The organism is Mesorhizobium sp. M8A.F.Ca.ET.218.01.1.1 (genome assembly GCF_004791165.1).
Classification (GTDB): Bacteria; Pseudomonadota; Alphaproteobacteria; order Rhizobiales; family Rhizobiaceae; genus Mesorhizobium.
Genome location: NZ_SRUZ01000003.1, coordinates 622,980 through 639,598, shown reverse-complemented (window position 1 = coordinate 639,598; position 16,619 = coordinate 622,980). Strand labels below are relative to the sequence as shown.

At 62.3% G+C, this 16,619-nt stretch carries 16 protein-coding genes; 5 read left to right on the top strand and 11 right to left on the bottom strand.

All coding sequences use genetic code 11. The features are described 5' to 3' along the window. Positions 1 to 23: 23 nt before the first annotated feature. Genes rbsK through ugpC form a run of 3 tightly spaced genes read right to left on the bottom strand, consistent with a single transcriptional unit; the run spans position 24 to position 2,487 of the window. Positions 24 to 953, bottom strand: coding sequence for a ribokinase (gene rbsK, locus EN861_RS14295; protein WP_127869584.1), 930 nt, complete (start codon positions 951 to 953; stop codon positions 24 to 26). Positions 954 to 957: 4 nt separating this feature from the next. After that, positions 958 to 1,410, bottom strand: a complete 453-nt coding sequence (locus EN861_RS14290; protein WP_127869585.1) for an RbsD/FucU family protein — start codon at positions 1,408 to 1,410, stop codon at positions 958 to 960. A gap of 27 nt (positions 1,411 to 1,437) precedes the next feature. Continuing rightward, positions 1,438 to 2,487, bottom strand: coding sequence for a sn-glycerol-3-phosphate ABC transporter ATP-binding protein UgpC (gene ugpC / locus EN861_RS14285; RefSeq protein ID WP_127869586.1), 1,050 nt, complete (start codon positions 2,485 to 2,487; stop codon positions 1,438 to 1,440). Positions 2,488 to 2,764: 277 nt separating this feature from the next. Here ugpC and EN861_RS14280 point away from each other — a divergent pair, with 277 nt between their 5' ends. The 3 genes from EN861_RS14280 to EN861_RS14270 all read left to right on the top strand — a co-directional run bounded on the left by EN861_RS14280 (position 2,765) and on the right by EN861_RS14270 (position 6,543). Further along, the gene (locus EN861_RS14280; RefSeq protein ID WP_135864108.1) at positions 2,765 to 4,429 is read left to right on the top strand and encodes a sugar ABC transporter substrate-binding protein; all 1,665 of its coding nucleotides are present in this window, start codon (positions 2,765 to 2,767) and stop codon (positions 4,427 to 4,429) included. A gap of 68 nt (positions 4,430 to 4,497) precedes the next feature. Further along, positions 4,498 to 5,619 carry a sugar ABC transporter permease gene (locus EN861_RS14275; protein WP_127869588.1) on the top strand — a complete coding sequence of 374 codons (1,122 nt, stop codon included), beginning with the start codon at positions 4,498 to 4,500 and terminating at the stop codon, positions 5,617 to 5,619. A 6-nt stretch (positions 5,620 to 5,625) separates the two neighbouring features. Continuing rightward, positions 5,626 to 6,543, top strand: a complete 918-nt coding sequence (locus tag EN861_RS14270) for a carbohydrate ABC transporter permease (protein WP_027143632.1) — start codon at positions 5,626 to 5,628, stop codon at positions 6,541 to 6,543. A 42-nt stretch (positions 6,544 to 6,585) separates the two neighbouring features. Here EN861_RS14270 and EN861_RS14265 read toward each other — a convergent pair whose 3' ends face one another. Both EN861_RS14265 and EN861_RS14260 read right to left on the bottom strand, forming a co-directional pair. Further along, a complete protein-coding gene (locus EN861_RS14265) occupies positions 6,586 to 7,329 on the bottom strand; it encodes a creatininase family protein (protein ID WP_135864106.1) in 744 nt (247 codons plus the stop codon). A 3-nt stretch (positions 7,330 to 7,332) separates the two neighbouring features. After that, a complete protein-coding gene (locus EN861_RS14260) occupies positions 7,333 to 7,899 on the bottom strand; it encodes an SIS domain-containing protein (protein ID WP_245511616.1) in 567 nt (188 codons plus the stop codon). Positions 7,900 to 8,089: 190 nt separating this feature from the next. On the opposite strand from EN861_RS14260, the gene EN861_RS14255 reads away from it, so the two are divergent. Beyond that, positions 8,090 to 9,112: an aldo/keto reductase gene (locus EN861_RS14255; RefSeq protein WP_127869590.1), complete on the top strand. Its 1,023-nt coding sequence runs from the start codon at positions 8,090 to 8,092 to the stop codon at positions 9,110 to 9,112. A gap of 83 nt (positions 9,113 to 9,195) precedes the next feature. On the opposite strand, the gene EN861_RS14250 is transcribed toward EN861_RS14255, so the two are convergent. The 4 genes from EN861_RS14250 to clpP form a co-directional block, all read right to left on the bottom strand. After that, complete coding sequence (locus tag EN861_RS14250) at positions 9,196 to 9,468, bottom strand: HU family DNA-binding protein (RefSeq protein ID WP_015318196.1); 273 nt, start codon at positions 9,466 to 9,468, stop codon at positions 9,196 to 9,198. Between the two features lie 196 nt (positions 9,469 to 9,664). After that, complete coding sequence (gene lon, locus EN861_RS14245; RefSeq protein ID WP_127869591.1) at positions 9,665 to 12,076, bottom strand: endopeptidase La; 2,412 nt, start codon at positions 12,074 to 12,076, stop codon at positions 9,665 to 9,667. Between the two features lie 274 nt (positions 12,077 to 12,350). Next, positions 12,351 to 13,625, bottom strand: coding sequence for an ATP-dependent Clp protease ATP-binding subunit ClpX (gene clpX / locus EN861_RS14240; protein ID WP_023759839.1), 1,275 nt, complete (start codon positions 13,623 to 13,625; stop codon positions 12,351 to 12,353). Between the two features lie 296 nt (positions 13,626 to 13,921). Beyond that, a complete protein-coding gene (gene clpP / locus EN861_RS14235; protein WP_027028064.1) occupies positions 13,922 to 14,551 on the bottom strand; it encodes an ATP-dependent Clp endopeptidase proteolytic subunit ClpP in 630 nt (209 codons plus the stop codon). Positions 14,552 to 14,885: 334 nt separating this feature from the next. Here clpP and EN861_RS14230 point away from each other — a divergent pair, with 334 nt between their 5' ends. Beyond that, on the top strand, positions 14,886 to 15,479 hold the full coding sequence (locus EN861_RS14230; protein WP_135864104.1) for a hypothetical protein: 594 nt from the start codon (positions 14,886 to 14,888) through the stop codon (positions 15,477 to 15,479). A gap of 2 nt (positions 15,480 to 15,481) precedes the next feature. Here the strand turns inward: EN861_RS14230 and EN861_RS36280 are convergent, their stop codons facing one another. After that, complete coding sequence (locus EN861_RS36280; RefSeq protein WP_245512030.1) at positions 15,482 to 15,685, bottom strand: hypothetical protein; 204 nt, start codon at positions 15,683 to 15,685, stop codon at positions 15,482 to 15,484. Beyond that, complete coding sequence (locus tag EN861_RS14225) at positions 15,682 to 16,584, bottom strand: FAD-dependent oxidoreductase (RefSeq protein WP_245512029.1); 903 nt, start codon at positions 16,582 to 16,584, stop codon at positions 15,682 to 15,684. The genes EN861_RS36280 and EN861_RS14225 overlap by 4 nt, the downstream gene beginning before the upstream one ends. Positions 16,585 to 16,619: the final 35 nt, after the last annotated feature.

The following is a 16,619-nucleotide window of genomic DNA, read 5'->3' as shown; positions in this document are numbered from 1 at the left end:
CCTGCGAGCCCCGTGCAATTGCCTCAGCTCTTGGCCAGCAGCGCCTCGACCTCCTGCACTGTCGGCATAGACGGTGCGGTGCCTGGACGGGTCACGGAAATGCCGGCAACGGCGCAGGCGAAGCGTACCGCCTCCAGAGGCTCCACGCCGCGCGAAAGTGCCGCGGCAAGGCCGCCATTGAACGCATCGCCAGCTCCCGTCGTCTCAACCACAGGCCCCGCGCTGATGGCGGAAACATGCTCGGAGCGATCCTTCGTGTGCAGGAGCGCCCCCTTGTCGCCGAGCGTGACGATGACTGTGCCAACGCCCTTTTCCAGCAGCTTGCCGGCGGCGGCGCGCGCTTCATCGACCGAGGAGACTTTCAGCCCGGTCAATTCCTCGGTTTCGGTCTCGTTCGGTGTTAGATAGTCGCAGAGCGTGTAGACGCGGTCGGGAAGCTTTGCCGCCGGTGCCGGATTGAGAATGGTCGTCACCCCTGCCCCGCGCGCGATCTCCAGCGCCCGCAGCGCGGCGTCGATCGGCTGTTCGAGCTGCGTGACGAAAACACCGGCACCACGGATCAGCTCGGCATTGGCTTCGACATCGTCCGGCGTGATCAGCATGGCGGCGCCGGGACTGACGATGATGGCGTTGTTGCCGCTTCCCTCCTCGACGAAGATGTAGGCGGCACCGGTATAGCTGTCCGGCGTATCGATGGCGGCGCTCTTCACGCCGGCATCCTTCCAGGTCCGCTTGGCCATTTCGGCGAAGGCATCGACCCCGAGCCGGGTCAGGAAGGTGACGTCGGCCCCCAACCTGCCGGCCGCCACCGCCTGGTTCGACCCCTTGCCGCCTGGTCCCAGCTTGAAGGAGTTGCCGAGGATCGTTTCGCCCATGCGCGGCTGGCGCTGCGCCCTGTAGGCCGTATCGGCGACGAAGACACCGAGGATGACGATCGGCTTGCCCGAGGCCATGCCGCTACTCCGCATCCGGCGGCACGACGCCCTTGCGGAAGGCAAAGCAGCCATAGAATCGGCGTTCGCCGGTCTGGATGACGCAATAAGCCTGCTTGGCGCGCTCGTAGAAGGCGTAACGCTCGACCGGCACCATCGGCCAGGATTTGCCCTCGGCGGCATCGATCTCCTTCTGCACTTCTTTTTGCACCGCTGGGATCTCGTCGGATTTGCCGACGATCTCCATGCGGGCGGCCGAGTCGTCGACAAACGTGTCCAACGGGTAAAGCGACAGCACCGCCTTCACCACCTGTGCCGCCGAGGCATCGATGCGCAGCACCCGACCGAGCGCCGTCCGGCGCGCGACCGAATCGGACGGGAAGTTGGTGTCGGCGATGATCAGGTCGTCGCCATGTCCCATCGCCCGCAATGCCTGGAGCACGTCGGCGTTGAGCAACGGATCGATCCCTTTGAGCATGATGGTCCTCGTGAAGTGCGTTTGAGATCAGAGACGCTTGCCGGTCTCGGCGTCGAACAGATGGATATGGTCGAGCCTTGGCCGAAGTTTCAGCGTATCGCCGGGCTTGAAGTCATGGCGTTCGCGAAACAGCGCCACCATCTCGCCGTCACCAAAACGCAGGAAGACCAGGGTTTCCGAGCCGGTCGGCTCGACCACGGAAATCTTCGCCGGCACTCCATCGGGATGGATCTCGAGATGCTCGGGGCGCACGCCATAGACGACGGCGCGCCCCTCCTCGACGGCGTTGTTCGGAGCGACCGGGAACAGCGTCCCGGCGATGTCGACGCCGCCCTTGCGCCCGGTACCCTTGAGCAGATTCATCGACGGCGAGCCGATGAAACCGGCAACGAAAAGGTTCGCCGGCCGGTCAAAAAGCTCCAGCGGCGCGCCGACCTGTTCGATGCGGCCGTCGCGCATGACGACGATCTTGTCGGCCATCGTCATGGCTTCGATCTGGTCGTGCGTGACATAGATGGTGGTGGTCTTCAGCCGCTGGTGCAGTTCCTTGATCTCGGTGCGCATCTGCACGCGCAGCTTTGCGTCGAGGTTCGAAAGCGGCTCGTCGAACAGGAATACCTGCGGGTTGCGCACGATGGCCCGCCCCATGGCGACGCGCTGACGCTGGCCGCCGGAAAGCTGGCGCGGATAGCGCTTCAGATAGGGGCTGAGGTCGAGGATGTCGGCGGCGCGCTTGACCCGCTCGGCCACCACGGCCGGGTCGGTTTTCCGCAGCTTGAGGGCGAAGGCCATGTTCTGCTCGACCGTCTTGTGCGGATAGAGCGCATAGTTCTGGAACACCATGGCGATGTCGCGCTTTGCGGGCGGCAGGTGATTGACGACGCGATCGCCGATGGCGATCGTGCCGCCGGAGACGGTCTCGAGCCCCGCCACCATCCTGAGCAGCGTGGACTTGCCGCAACCGGACGGCCCGACAAGCACGACGAACTGGCCATCGGCAATGTCGACGCTGACTTCGTGCAGAACCTTGACGATTCCAAACGCCTTGGCCACATTGCTGATCGCGACTTGAGCCATCGTTCCCCCATCGGCTCCAACTGGCCGTAGGCGCAGAAGCTAACCAACGCGACCGGTCAGGGCAAGTCGGTCCCGTATAGATAAAAACCCGTCCTCGTTGACACGGCGTTTGGTTGTGAGAATAGTGACGAGCGCCAATCCGAACGCCGGTACTCTATCCGAAAAAACGGAACGCGAGGCGACGCAGGTTGGGGTCCTGGTTTCGCTTCTGAACACGGCCAGCGCCCGGCACGATTGGCACTTCGATTCATGACTAACGTTCTGGGAGGAATAGTCCATGCGAGTAGGTCTTTACGACAAACTGGTCCGTGCCGGCGCGACAAGGCGCGACATATTGAAGGGCGCGGCCTCGATGGCCGCGATCGCGGCCGCATCCGGCGCCGGGCTTGGCGCCCTGACGCGCCCGGCTTCCGCCGCAAGCGAACTGCGCTCGAAAATCCTGCAGATCCCCGGGGTTGGCAAAGGCCAGCCGACCGACGCCGACTTCCAGAAGGTCGGCGAGCTTTGCCTCGAGGCGACCAAGGCCAATGTCAAGGAAGGCGAGTTCGCCGGCGTCGAACTCACCTTCATGGGCCTCAACAACCAGAACCTGCACAATGTGCTGTTCCGTGGTTTCCTGAAGCCATGGGAGACCTATACCGGCGCCAAGATCAGCTGGATCGACCTGGCGCAGGCCGACTACAACGCCCGGCTGCAGCAGTCGATCGCCACCGGCACCGTCGATTTCGACATCATCGAGATGGGCGCACCGTTCGAGGGCGACGTCTGCGGCAAGGGCCTGACTTCGGAAATGCCCGACTGGGTCAAGAAACAGATCGACTTCGACGATCTCGTCAACTACCTCAAGCCACCCGTCGGCACCTGGGATGGCAAGCAGTACCGGGTTACCATCGATGGCGACACGCACAACTTCAACTACCGCACCGACGTGTTTGCCGATGCCGACCTTGCCAAGCAGTGGAAGGATAGCGGGGCGACGAGCGAATGGGGCGTGCCGAAGACCTGGCAAGAGGTTCAGGCCGTGACCAAGTTCCTCAAGGGCAAGAAGTTCAAGGGCCAGGATGTCTATGGCTATCTCGACGCGCCCAAGCCCTGGGGCGGTTTCGGCTTCTACTTCCTCGGCAGCCGCGCCACCGCCTACGCCAAGCATCCCGACGACAAGGCCTGGCTGTTCGACGCCGACACGATGAAGCCGCGCGTCAACAATCCGGCCTGGGTACGCGCCATCCAGGACGTCATCGATGCCCTGCCGTCGGAACCCGCCGACCAGATCAATGCCGATCCGAACACCACCGCCTTCCAGCAGTTCCTGGCCGGCACCGGCTCGATGATCCCCTGGTGGGGCGACGTCGGCTCGAACGTCAAGACCAACGATAGCTCGGTTATCGGCGACGTCACCGGCTTCTCGATCCTGCCGGGCTCCGACGACGTCTACAACTCCAAGACCGGCAAGTGGGAGAAGCTCGCCAGCGGCCCGAACTATTCGCCCAACTGCGCCTATCTCGGCTGGGGCGTCTATGTCATGGCCCGCGTCGATAGCGACGAGAAGAAGAAGAAGGCGGCATGGTCGGCGGCCGCCCATCTCGGCGGCAAGGACCTGTCGATCTGGACGGCGATGTATCCGTCGGGCTTCCAGCCCTATCGCAACTCCCATTTCGACATTCCCGAATGGGTGGCGGCCGGCTACGACGAGGCTTTCATCACCTCGTACCTGAAGTCGGAAGGCGACAGCTACAACCATCCCAACGCGGCAATCGAGCCGCGCATCCCCGGCATCTTCCAGTACTACAGCGCCGCCGAGGATATCCTGGCCAACACCTTCGCCGGCAAGATGAAGGCGCAGGAAGGCGCCGACGCCATCGCAGCCGCCTGGGAGAAGCTCACCGACCAGATCGGCCGTGACAAGCAGGTCAAGCTCTACAAGGCCTCGCTCGGCATGTAAGCTGCCTTTGAACCGTGGTCCGGCGGCAACGCCGGACCACAGCCTTCCCTTCCAAACGGGCGAGATTTGTGGCTGACCAGACTTCGACCGCGACCCGGTGGCCGGCAGACGCCGCCCCCCATGATCTGATCCCGCCAGGCCGCCGGCGTTTGGGCTGGGCGCTGATGGCGATTGCCACGCTCGGCCTGCTGGCAACGATCGTGCTGCAGATCCTCTACAAGACCGAGGTCGATACGATCGGCTTCGAGACATGGCGGCCCGTGGTCTACGCCTATGTGCTGTGGGGCGTGGCGATCGGCATCGGCCAGGTTCTGACACGCGGCGAGGACGGCCAGCGCGCGCTGTTCCTGCTGCCCGCTCTTTTGTTCACCATCGCCATGGTGATCTTCCCGACGCTGTTCGGCTTCTACATCGCGCTCACCGACTGGAACCTCAGCTCCTTTAGCGGTCGCAGGTTCAACGGGCTCGACAATTTCTGGCAGATGCTCGCCGATCCCTACTACCGCAACGCCCTGTTCAACATGGTCCTCTACGTGCTGGCGGTGCTGGTCGAATATGTCGTGGCCTTTGGCCTGGCGCTGCTGCTCAACGCGCAGATTCGTGCCCGAAAATTCTTCCGGGTGGTGTTCCTGATGCCGCTGATGCTGTCGCCCGTTGCGGTCTCGTGGATGATCGGCAAGTCGCTGATGGAATATCGCTTTGGACCGGCGGCGACGCTGGCGCGCCATCTCGGCTGGGAAGACCCGGCCTTCTTCTCGAACCCGATCACCGCCCGCATCTCGATCATGCTGCTGGACGCCTGGACCTTCATTCCATTCATGATGATCATGCTGCTGGCGGGGCTGCAGGCGATGTCGCGCGAGGTGCTGGAGGCGGCACGTGTCGATGGCGCCACGGCCTGGCAGACCTTCTGGCAGGTCACTTTCCCGCTGATGCTGCCGGTGTCGGTAACGGCGGTGATCCTGCGCATCATCTTCAAGCTGAAGCTTGCCGACATCATCATCACGGTCACCTCGGGCGGTCCGGGCGGCGCCACCGATTCGGTGTCGAGCTTCATCTACCGCGAGTACCGAGACCGCTCGAATGTCGGCTACGGCACCATGCTGGCGATGGCCTATCTCGTCATCATCGTAGTGTTCGTGACCTGGCTGTTGAAATTCGCCAGCCGTTTCGTGCGCAATGTGAATTAGGGCAAGATGAGCGTTCAGACCACCGACTACGTCGCATCCGAAATCCGCTCGCCGGCGAGCTTCGTCGCCAGCCGCGTCTTCATTTACGGCGCGCTCGCCTGCTGGGGCTTCATCTGCCTGTTTCCGATTTATTGGACCATCACCACATCGTTCAAGACGGCGGTGGATGTCACCCAGGGCCACCTGATCCCGTTTGTCGACTTCCAGCCGGATTGGAAAGGCTGGCGATCGCTTGGCCTGTCGCCGGACTCGATCTTCCAGACATCGACCGTGCGCGACGAGTTCCTCAAGCGCTTCATGAATTCGGTCATCACCTCGGTTGGGGCGTCGAGCCTGGCGATCATTATCGGCAGCCTCGCCGCCTATGGCCTGACCCGCTATCGCTACCATTTCGCCTGGTTCAAGAACGAGGACATCTCCTTCTTCTTCCTGTCGCAGTTGATCCTGCCGCCGGTGGTGCTGGCCTTGCCGTTCCTGGTGCTCTACCGCGAAGTCGGGCTGCTCGATACGCGTATCGGGCTGATCCTGCTCTACACGCTGATGGTGCTGCCGATCGTCATCTGGATCATGCGTGACCAGTTCAATTCCATCCCCGTCGAGCTGGAGGAAGCAGCCCTCGTCGACGGCCTGTCGATCTGGGGCGCCTTTTTCCGCATCGTCATGCCGATCGCGCTGCCAGGCATGGTGGCAGCCTTCATCCTGGCGATGGTGCTGTGCTGGAACGAGTATTTCTTCGCCGCCCTTTTGACCTCGACGGACGCCAAGACAATCCCGGTCATGGTTGCCAGCCAGACGGGCTCGCAAGGCATCAACTGGTGGTCGATGGCCGCCCTTGCCACCGCCGCCATCGCGCCGCTTGCCGTCATCGGCATCGCGCTGGAGCGCTACCTGATCATGGGCATGACGGCTGGTGCGGTGAAGTAGCGTTTTTTCCTTCTCCCACAGGGGGACAAGGAAGAACCCGCGTTAGCGCCTCAGGATCGCCCTGAGGTGATCCATGATCATGGCGACACCCTTTTGCCCCAACTCCACTGACGCCTCCTTGGCACTCGCCGTATACCAGCCCGTATTGTCCTCGAAACGCGCGGCATCCACCCCCTCCGGACATAGCGCCAGCATCAGCGATGTCTCGCCGATGCCGGCATGGTCGAAAGGATATTTGCCGTTCATCGCGGCCGGCATCAGCGGATGCACCTGCACCCAGTTGAAGAAATTCTCGCCCGCGGCATGTCCGGCATAGTAGTCGGCCATGGTGTCGGAGCCCCACCAGCCCTCGCCGCGCTGCTTCTCGAGAAAGCGGAAGATCGCCTGTCTGCCGGCGGTCTTGAAAGCGAGATCGGTCGGCATGCCGGCAGCGAAATTCTCGGTCTGGTGATGAATGATGGCGTGGATGTTGCGAAAGCCGATACGCAGCAGGCTGTAGAACAGCTCCTCGCCGAACGGCGCCAGTTGATTGCCGCCGACCTGCACCGAGCCGCTGCCTTCCGGCGGCACCACGGCATAGCTCGCCGCGCCATAGTAGAAGGGCGGCAGGATGACGATGTCGCTCTCCTTTTCGAACAGCTCCAGCGTCTTGATGACGGCCAGTGTGTCCATGCCAACAGCCATGTGCTCGCCATGATATTCCAACACGCCGAGCGGCAGTGCGACCGGCCAATTCTGCGCGATCGCCTTGCGGATCTGGTGCGGCAGCATCAGTTCATAGCGCATGATCTATTCCATGTTGGTGTGGCGGGCGCGCATGGCTTCAGGCGAGGCCGCGGTCAATTCCCTGAGTTTCAGCACCATGATCTCGAATAGCAGGAACAACGCACCCTCGAAAACCGAGCCCATCGGCAGCACCGACGTCTTTTGCGATCCCTGGTCGTTGGCCATGGTCTGCGCCGGCACCAGCAACGTCAGATCGGCCAGGCTTGCGGCGCTGCCGCCCGCCTGGGCGGTCACGAGTAGGACGGTCGCGCCTGCCTCACGCGCGATGCGCATCAGGGTGAGTACGGTCGAGGTTTCGCCGGGCCCGGAACTGACAAGGAAGACGTCGCCCTGCCCTACCGGCGGCGTGGTCATGTCGCCGACGGCCGAAACCGGCAGGCCCAGATGATAGAGCCGCATGGCGAAGCCCTTCACCTGCAAGGCCTCGCGGCCGCAGCCATAGACGACGATCTGCCTGGCACCAACCAGCATCCCGCAGGCGGCGTCGATCCGGTCGCCATCGACGCGCGCCAACACCGCGCCAAGCTCGTCGAGCGCGGTCTTGAACATCTGCGAGCCGGAGTTGTTCACGGCGGCGCCACCGCCGTGCCGGCAATCGAAGATGATTGGCAATTCCCGATCACGCTTTTCCCCGGAACAGCTTGATTTCGTTCATGCTAGCAACCGCGAAAATGCGTGTCCAACGCTCAGCGGCGCTTTTGCCGAGCCACGAGCATGATAGTGTCATGTCAGACAAATCAGCAAGGCAAACGGGCAGGATATGAAGACACGGAATTTCGACCGCATCGGCAATGGCGGCATCACCTTCACGGAGTTGGGCTTCGGCACGGCGCCGCTCGGCAATCTTTACCGCGCGGTCTCCGACGAGGACGCCAATGCGACGCTGGAGGCCGCCTGGGCGACCGGCTGCCGCTACTATGACACCGCGCCCCTCTATGGGCTCGGCCTGTCGGAAACGCGCCTTAACCCGTTCCTGCGCTCCAGGAAGCGCGACGACTATGTGCTGTCGAGCAAGGTCGGCCGCATCATGCGCGCCTGCCCGCCCGAGGAGCGCACCGGCATCGGCAAGTTCTTCGACACGCCGTCGCGCAAGGAGGTCTACGATTACAGCTATGACGGTGTCATGCGCTCGTTCGAGGCCTCGCTGGAGCGGCTGGGCGTCGACCGCATCGACATCCTGTTCGTGCACGATGTCGACATCTTCACCCATGGCAGCAAGGAGGCATCCGACCAGCGCATCGATGAGTTCATGCGCTCGGGCTATTATGGCCTGCTCGCCTTGCGCGACCAGGGCGTCATCAAGGCATTCGGCGGCGGCATCAACGAGTGGCAGGTTGCGCAGGCCCTGGCCGAGCGCGGCGATTTCGACCTGTTCCTGCTTGCCGGGCGCTATACGCTGCTGGAACAGGAGGCGCTGACGTCTTTCCTGCCGCTTTGCCAAAAACGCGGCATCGGCATCGTTCTCGGCGGCCCCTACAATTCCGGCATCCTGGCGACCGGACCGAAGCCCGGCGCCTATTACAACTATTCCGAAGCGCCGCAGGATGTCATCGACCAGGTGACGCGCATCGAGGCCGTCTGCAAACGCCACGGTATCAGGCTGATCGAAGCCGCCCTGCAGTTCCCGCTGTTGCACCCTTCGGTGGTTTCAGTCATCCCTGGCGGTCAGCGCCCGGGCGAAGTCGAGAGCAATCGGTCGCTGCTGGATGCGAAAGTCCCCGCAGCGCTCTGGGCCGATCTCAAGCAAGAGGGCCTGATGCGCGCCGACGCCCCGACAGTTTGAGGAGCTTCCGATCGGGAGATACGTGTCCAAAAATGAAAAGCCGGGCAAGCCCGGCTTTTCTGGTTTTTTGAAATAAAACGCGCTTAGTTGACGGCGTCCTTGAGGCCTTTGCCGGCCGAGAACTTCGGCACGGTGCGCGCCGGGATCTTCACTTCGGCGCCGGTCTGGGGGTTGCGGCCGGTGGACGCAGCGCGCTTTGACACGGTGAAATTGCCAAAGCCGACAAGCCGTACATCGCCGCCCTTCTTCAGTTCGCCGGAGATGACAGAAAACACTGCATCGACCGCCGACTGCGCGTCACCCTTCGAAATGCTCGCGGCGTCGGCGACAGCGGACACCAGTTCGTTCTTGTTCATAAAAATTCCCTTCCATGAGAACACCGGAACTTACGACTCATCCGGCAGGAAACGGACTTTAGAAAGAAGCGTTCCCGCAACCAAGTCGAAAAGGCAGGAAAAAAGCGGAAAAAGCCCGGAATTCCGGGGTTTTTCACATGAAAAAGCCGGGCGCGAGGCCCGGCTTTCTGTTTGTGCGCTGCAACCTTAGAAAAAACTAATGCGCAAGCGACTTTCCGGCATCGTCGGCACTATCGGTCGCGGCCGGCGGATTGACCGGTTCGACCCATTCGATCGGCTCCGGCATCCGCACCAGCGCGTGGCGCAACACCTCACCGACGCGTGAAACCGGAATGATTTCCATGCCGTTCTTCACGTTGTCCGGAATCTCCGCCAGGTCCTTGGCGTTGTCTTCCGGGATCAGCACCTTCTTGATGCCGCCGCGCAGTGCGGCGAGCAACTTCTCCTTCAGGCCGCCGATCGGCAAGATGCGGCCGCGAAGCGTTATCTCGCCAGTCATCGCCACATCGGCCCGCACCGGAATACCCGTCAGCACCGACACAATGGCCGTGGCCATGGCCGCGCCCGCGGACGGACCGTCTTTCGGCGTGGCGCCTTCCGGCAAGTGCACGTGGATGTCGCGCTTGTCGAACAGCGGCGGCTCGATACCGAAATCGATGGCGCGCGAACGGACATAGGAGGCCGCCGCCGAAATCGATTCCTTCATCACGTCGCGCAGATTGCCGGTCACCGTCATGCGGCCCTTGCCGGGCATCATGACACCTTCGACCGTCAGCAGCTCGCCGCCGACTTCCGTCCAGGCAAGCCCGGTGACGACACCGACCTGATCGTCAGCCTCGACCTGGCCGAAGCGGTAGCGCTGAACACCGAGATAGTCGGCGAGATTCGCCGCCGTGATGCTCACCGTCTTCTTCTTCGTCTTCAGGATCTCGGTCACCGCCTTGCGCCCGAGCTTCATCAGCTCGCGCTCCAGGCTTCTGACGCCCGCTTCGCGGGTGTAGGTCTGGATGATGGCGCGGATCGCGTCCTCACCGACGGAGAACTCCTTCGGCTGCAGCGCATGATCGCGGATCACCTTCGGCATCAGGTGCCGCTTGGCGATCTCGATCTTCTCGTCCTCGGTGTAGCCGGCGATACGGATGATCTCCATGCGGTCCATCAAGGGCGCAGGGATGTTCAGCGTGTTCGCCGTCGTCACGAACATCACGCTCGACAAGTCGTATTCGACCTCGAGGTAATGGTCCATGAACGTCGAGTTCTGTTCGGGGTCGAGCACCTCGAGCAGCGCCGATGACGGGTCGCCACGGAAGTCCTGGCCCATCTTGTCGATCTCGTCGAGCAGGAAGAGCGGGTTGGACTTCTTTGCCTTCTTCATCGACTGGATGACCTTGCCGGGCATCGAGCCGATATAGGTGCGCCGGTGGCCACGGATCTCGGCCTCGTCACGCACGCCGCCGAGCGCCATGCGGATGAATTCGCGGCCGGTTGCCTTGGCTATCGACTTGCCGAGCGAGGTCTTGCCGACGCCGGGAGGGCCGACGAGGCACAGGATCGGCCCCTTCAGCTTCTTCTGGCGGCTTTGCACGGCAAGGTACTCGACGATGCGGTCCTTGACCTTGTCGAGGCCGAAGTGATCGGTGTCGAGGACGTTCTGCGCGTAGGCCAGGTCCTGCTTGACCTTGGAGTTCTTGCCCCACGGTATCGACAGCAGCCAATCGAGATAGTTGCGCACGACGGTCGATTCAGCCGACATCGGCGACATCGTCCTCAGCTTCTTCAACTCGGCTTCCGCCTTTTCGCGGGCCTCCTTGGAGAGCTTGGTCTTCTTGATGCGCGCCTCGATCTCGGCGGCTTCGTCGCGGCCGTCCTCGCCCTCGCCAAGCTCCTTCTGGATCGCCTTCATCTGCTCGTTGAGGTAGTATTCGCGCTGCGTCTTCTCCATCTGGCGCTTGACGCGCGAGCGGATGCGCTTCTCCACCTGCAGGACGGAGATTTCGGCTTCCATGAAGCCCATCGCCTTTTCCAGCCGCTCCTTGACGGAAAGCGTGGCCAGCATTTCCTGCTTTTCAGGAATCTTGATGGCGAGATGCGAGGCAACCGTGTCGGCGAGCTTGGAATAGTCGTCGATCTGGCTGGCGGCGCCCACCACTTCGGGCGAGATCTTCTTGTTCAGCTTGACGTAGTTCTCGAAGTCGGTGACGACCGAGCGGGCCAGAGCCTCGACCTCGACCTCTTCCTCTTCCGGCTCGACCAGCGCCGTGGCTTTGGCCTCGTGGAAGTCGGGACGGTCGGTGAAGGAGACGATTTTCGCACGCGAGGCGCCCTCGACCAGAACCTTGACGGTGCCGTCGGGCAGCTTCAGCAATTGCAGCACATTGGCGAGCGTGCCGATGTCGAAGATCGCATCGGGCTCGGGATCGTCATCGGCGGCATTCATCTGGGTGGCGAGCAGGATCTGCTTTTCCTGACCCATCACCTCTTCCAGCGCCTTGATCGACTTTTCACGCCCGACAAAGAGCGGAACGATCATGTGCGGGAACACCACGATGTCGCGCAGTGGGAGGACTGCGAAGACGCCGTCGCTGGGAGCCTTGGATATTTTGGCCATTGTCCAACCTTTCATGTCGCGGCCACCATCAGGCCAACCACGAATCTTATATTAACGACCGGGGATCGTTCCGCCTACCACCGTTTGTGACGGGAGTTTTACAGCACAGAAATCGGGCACCTCGGCCTTCTCGTGTTAGGTGGATGCAAGCGGGGCAAAGATCAAGAGTTAACATCGTCCGCAAATCCACTCCATCGCTCAGGCCGTATACCCGTCACAGCAAAACGGCGCCGCAAGGGCGCCGTTCCACAAAAATATAGGGCCAAGTGCCATATCATGCGCTGACATTGCCCTTCTTTTCCTTCTGTTCGGAATAGATGTAGAGCGGCCTGGCGCTGCCGGTCACCACTTCTTCCGAGATCACCACCTCGCGCACGCCTTCGAGCGCGGGCAGTTCGAACATCGTGTCGAGCAGGATCGCTTCCATGATCGAACGCAGGCCGCGCGCGCCGGTCTTGCGCTCGATGGCGCGCTTGGCGATCGCCGAAAGCGCGTTCTCGTGGAAGGTCAGGTCGACATTTTCCATTTCGAACAGGCGCTGATACTGCTTGACCAGCGCGTTCTTCGGCTCGGTCAGGATCTGGATCAATGCCGGCTCGTCAAGATCCTCCAGCGTCGCCAGGACCGGCAGACGACCGACGAACTCCGGAATGAGGCCGAATTTCAACAGATCCTCGGGCTCGACCAGACGGAAAACGTCACCCGTGCGGCGATCCTCCGGCGACGCGACGATGGCGCCAAAACCGATCGAGGTCTTCCTGCCGCGATCCGAGATGATCTTGTCCAGGCCAGCAAAGGCGCCGCCGCAGATGAACAGGATGTTGGCGGTGTCGACCTGCAGGAACTCCTGCTGCGGGTGCTTGCGGCCGCCCTGCGGCGGCACGGAAGCGACGGTGCCTTCCATGATCTTCAACAGCGCCTGCTGAACGCCCTCGCCCGACACGTCGCGGGTGATCGAGGGATTGTCGGACTTGCGCGAAATCTTGTCGATTTCGTCGATGTAGACGATGCCGCGCTGGGCGCGCTCGACATTGTAGTCGGCCGACTGCAACAGCTTGAGGATGATGTTCTCGACGTCCTCGCCGACGTAACCGGCCTCGGTCAGCGTCGTGGCGTCGGCCATGGTGAAGGGCACGTCGATGATGCGGGCCAGCGTCTGCGCCAGCAGCGTCTTGCCGCAGCCGGTCGGGCCAATCAGCAGGATGTTGGACTTGGCCAGTTCGACATCGTTGTTCTTGCCCGCATGCGCGAGGCGCTTGTAGTGGTTGTGCACGGCCACAGACAGCACGCGCTTGGCGTAAGGCTGGCCGATGACGTAGTCGTCGAGAACCTTGAGGATCTCCTGCGGGGTCGGCACGCCCTCGCGCGACTTCACCATCGAGGTCTTGTTCTCCTCGCGGATGATGTCCATGCACAGCTCGACGCACTCGTCGCAGATGAACACCGTTGGGCCGGCGATCAGCTTGCGCACCTCGTGCTGGCTTTTGCCGCAAAACGAGCAATAAAGCGTGTTCTTGGAATCACCGCTGTTGTTGCCGACCTTGCTCATTTTCATGTCCTTTCATGGCCGCCCGCCGATGGTCTGGCTGAAAGGGCGCATACTCTATTTATCGCGGGAATCCGCCGCCGCCAGTCTTCCGGCTCCCCGCAACGTATTCCGTACGAAACACAAATCAGAAAACGTGGCAATGATTCGCAGCTTCCACACGCAAAGCTAAGCCGTCGAAAATCAACATAGCCTTAACGTAGGCAATCCCGACCTCCGAGGGAACAGCCAATTGTGGCCGAAATGACGCAAGACACGCCAAAAGCGCGTGATGGTGCCATCCAACTGCCACCCAGCCTTTATGCCAACGCCCCCTCGGCCGCCTCGCGCGACGAAATGACCTTGTCGATCAGGCCGAAATCCTTGGCCTCGTCGGCGGTCATGAAATGGTCGCGGTCAAGCGTCTTCTCGATCTCGTCATAGCTCTTGCCGGTGTGCTTGACATAGACCTCGTTGAGGCGACGCTTCAGTTTGATGATGTCCTGGGCATGACGCTCGATATCCGACGCCTGGCCCTGGAAGCCGCCGGACGGCTGGTGAACCATGATGCGTGCGTTCGGCGTGGCAAAACGCATGTCCTTGTGGCCCGCGGTCAGGAGCAGCGAGCCCATCGAGGCCGCCTGGCCGATGCACAGCGTCGACACGGCCGGCTTGATGAACTGCATGGTGTCGTAGATCGCCATGCCCGAGGTGACGACGCCACCCGGCGAGTTGATGTAGAGGTTGATTTCCTTTTTCGGGTTCTCGGCTTCGAGGAACAGAAGCTGCGCGCAGACCAGCGTCGCCATGCCGTCCTCGACCGGACCGGTGATGAAAATGATGCGCTCCTTGAGGAGGCGCGAGAAAATGTCGTAGGCCCGCTCGCCGCGATTGGTCTGTTCGACCACCATCGGAACGAGGTTCATGTAGGTTTCGACGGGGTTCTTCATTCGATATCTCTTGTCTCGCGGTGGGATTCCGGCGCCGGACAGGCTGGCAGCTCGGGCAGAATCGGTTCTGGATCGTCAAGATGTAAATAGGATGCCGGCTCATCCTTCTGCAAGGCCGACCCGTCCTAGCCATCTGGGTAAGTCGAATCAAGCTTCCGGGCAAGGATTAGCAGCAGCTGATGCCGCGCCGGCCCGAAATACCGAGCCAGCCCCGACAGGTAGCAGTTTCTTAACCTCGTCGCTTAACGAAATGCGCCGAAACCGCTTTTCTCCGCAACGGCTTCCCCTACAATTCTGCGTTGAACTTTTGCCTGCAGTCAAACGGGGGAGTGCCATGTCTGGGAAAACCGCACGCTTCGCCATTGCCGGACTGACCCTGCTCGGCTCGATTTCGCAAACGGCGGCCGGCGGCCGCGCCGTCGAATGCTACGAGCCCGTCCGCACACCTGACGTCTATGACACGGTCTACGAGGACGTCATGATCAGCCCTCCCGGCCAGCAGGTCGTCGACTATGACCCGCCGATCTATGGCACGCGGGAGCGCGTGGTGATGACCGTGCCGGCCCAGGTTCGGTATGAAGTGGTGCCGGCAATCAACCGGACCGTCTACCACAACGTCAGGGCCGATGGCGGCGGCTATTCCTGGGAATGGCGCGTCATCCATGGCCGCCGCGTGCTGTGCAAGGTCTGGCACAAGGCACGCTACGAACGCGTCGCCGAGACGGTGGTGATCCAGCCCGAACGCACGCGCCGCGTCGTCATTCCGGCGCAATATGACAGCATCGCCGAGGAGGTGCTGGTGCGGCCCGAGCAAAGGCGCGTCATCGATGTTCCCGCTTCCTACCAGACCGTCGCGCGCCGCGTGCTGGTGCGCCAAGGTTCGTCCGGCTGGCGGCGCGTGCATATTCCCAGGCACTGCCAGGACTAGGGTTAGGCCACCTCGGCCCGCAGCCAGGCCTTGAGACCGGCGATATCGCCATCGCCAATGGCTTTGGCAACACGGCGCCCCACTGCCGCGCCGAATTTGTAGCCGTGACCGGAACAGGCAGAGACGATCAGGCACTTGCCGGTCTCATGCGCCAGGAATTTCTCGTCATCGGTGAAGGTGTAGGCGCAGGTGACCACTTCGGTCACCTTGTACTCCTCGATGCGGGCGATCGGCGGCGAAAACAGGTTGCGGATCGCCTCACCCTCGCCCGGCACTGGCTCGCGGTTCCAGTCGGCGTTGCTGGTCGGCACCTTGTGTAGGCCGAACCGAACTTCATGCCGGCGCCCCGGGTGAGCGGGATCATGTAGCCGTCGGTCTTGCCGCCGACATCGAGAATGACGGGCGCAGCCTCCCATGCCGCCTTGAGATCGGCAGGCGGTTCGACATAGGCGAGCGCGGTGCGAAAGGTCCTCAATTCGCCGCCGAGCTCAGGGAATAGCTTCAGCACCCAGGCGCCAGCGGCTACGACGATGCGGTCGGCCTGCATCGTCTCGCCGCTTTCCAGCACGATATGGCCGGCCTCGGCATCGATCTCCGTCACCTTGCTGTGCTCGTAGGCATTGGCTCCGTTGGCACGCAACCATGTGGCCAGCCCGGCTGCTATCTTGCGGCAATGCAGTGCGCCGCCTTCCGTCGAGAAATAGGCATAGCGGAACGAGCCAGCCTCGAAGAACGGCCAGCGCTCGACGGCTGCGTCCGGTTCCAGCAGTTCGAAAGGGAAATTTCCCTCTTCCAGACCCTCACGGTATTCCTCGGCCTCATCGCCGGGCTCGCGCGAAACGCAGACGAAGCCGCGCGCATCGAGGTGGTTCTCGCCGAGATCGGCCCACATCTCGTCCCAGGCCTCATAGGCCTCGGTGATCAGCCGCCCATAGCCGGTTCCCGCGCGATAGGCCCGGCGGATGATGCGGTGATGGTCGCCCGATGCCGCCAGCGGATTGGGGATCGGCCCCTGCTCGACGATCGACACGGTGTGGCCTGCCTTGACCAGCGACCACGCCGTGGAGAGACCCGCGATACCCGCGCCGACAACGATCACATTCATCCGTTCAGACTTTCCGCGACCCTACTGGCTGGCTC

What these genes read in the sequence shown, in the direction of transcription:
- rbsK (WP_127869584.1), bottom strand. Translation starts at nt 953, where the DNA reads ATGGCCTCGGGCAAGCCGATCGTCATCCTCGGTGTCTTCGTCGCCGAT.
- EN861_RS14290 (WP_127869585.1), bottom strand. Translation starts at nt 1,410, where the DNA reads ATGCTCAAAGGGATCGATCCGTTGCTCAACGCCGACGTGCTCCAGGCA.
- ugpC (WP_127869586.1), bottom strand. Translation starts at nt 2,487, where the DNA reads ATGGCTCAAGTCGCGATCAGCAATGTGGCCAAGGCGTTTGGAATCGTC.
- EN861_RS14280 (WP_135864108.1), top strand. Translation starts at nt 2,765, where the DNA reads ATGCGAGTAGGTCTTTACGACAAACTGGTCCGTGCCGGCGCGACAAGG.
- EN861_RS14270 (WP_027143632.1), top strand. Translation starts at nt 5,626, where the DNA reads ATGAGCGTTCAGACCACCGACTACGTCGCATCCGAAATCCGCTCGCCG.
- EN861_RS14265 (WP_135864106.1), bottom strand. Translation starts at nt 7,329, where the DNA reads ATGCGCTATGAACTGATGCTGCCGCACCAGATCCGCAAGGCGATCGCG.
- EN861_RS14255 (WP_127869590.1), top strand. Translation starts at nt 8,090, where the DNA reads ATGAAGACACGGAATTTCGACCGCATCGGCAATGGCGGCATCACCTTC.
- EN861_RS14250 (WP_015318196.1), bottom strand. Translation starts at nt 9,468, where the DNA reads ATGAACAAGAACGAACTGGTGTCCGCTGTCGCCGACGCCGCGAGCATT.
- lon (WP_127869591.1), bottom strand. Translation starts at nt 12,076, where the DNA reads ATGGCCAAAATATCCAAGGCTCCCAGCGACGGCGTCTTCGCAGTCCTC.
- clpX (WP_023759839.1), bottom strand. Translation starts at nt 13,625, where the DNA reads ATGAGCAAGGTCGGCAACAACAGCGGTGATTCCAAGAACACGCTTTAT.
- clpP (WP_027028064.1), bottom strand. Translation starts at nt 14,551, where the DNA reads ATGAAGAACCCCGTCGAAACCTACATGAACCTCGTTCCGATGGTGGTC.
- EN861_RS14230 (WP_135864104.1), top strand. Translation starts at nt 14,886, where the DNA reads ATGTCTGGGAAAACCGCACGCTTCGCCATTGCCGGACTGACCCTGCTC.
- EN861_RS14225 (WP_245512029.1), bottom strand. Translation starts at nt 16,584, where the DNA reads ATGAATGTGATCGTTGTCGGCGCGGGTATCGCGGGTCTCTCCACGGCG.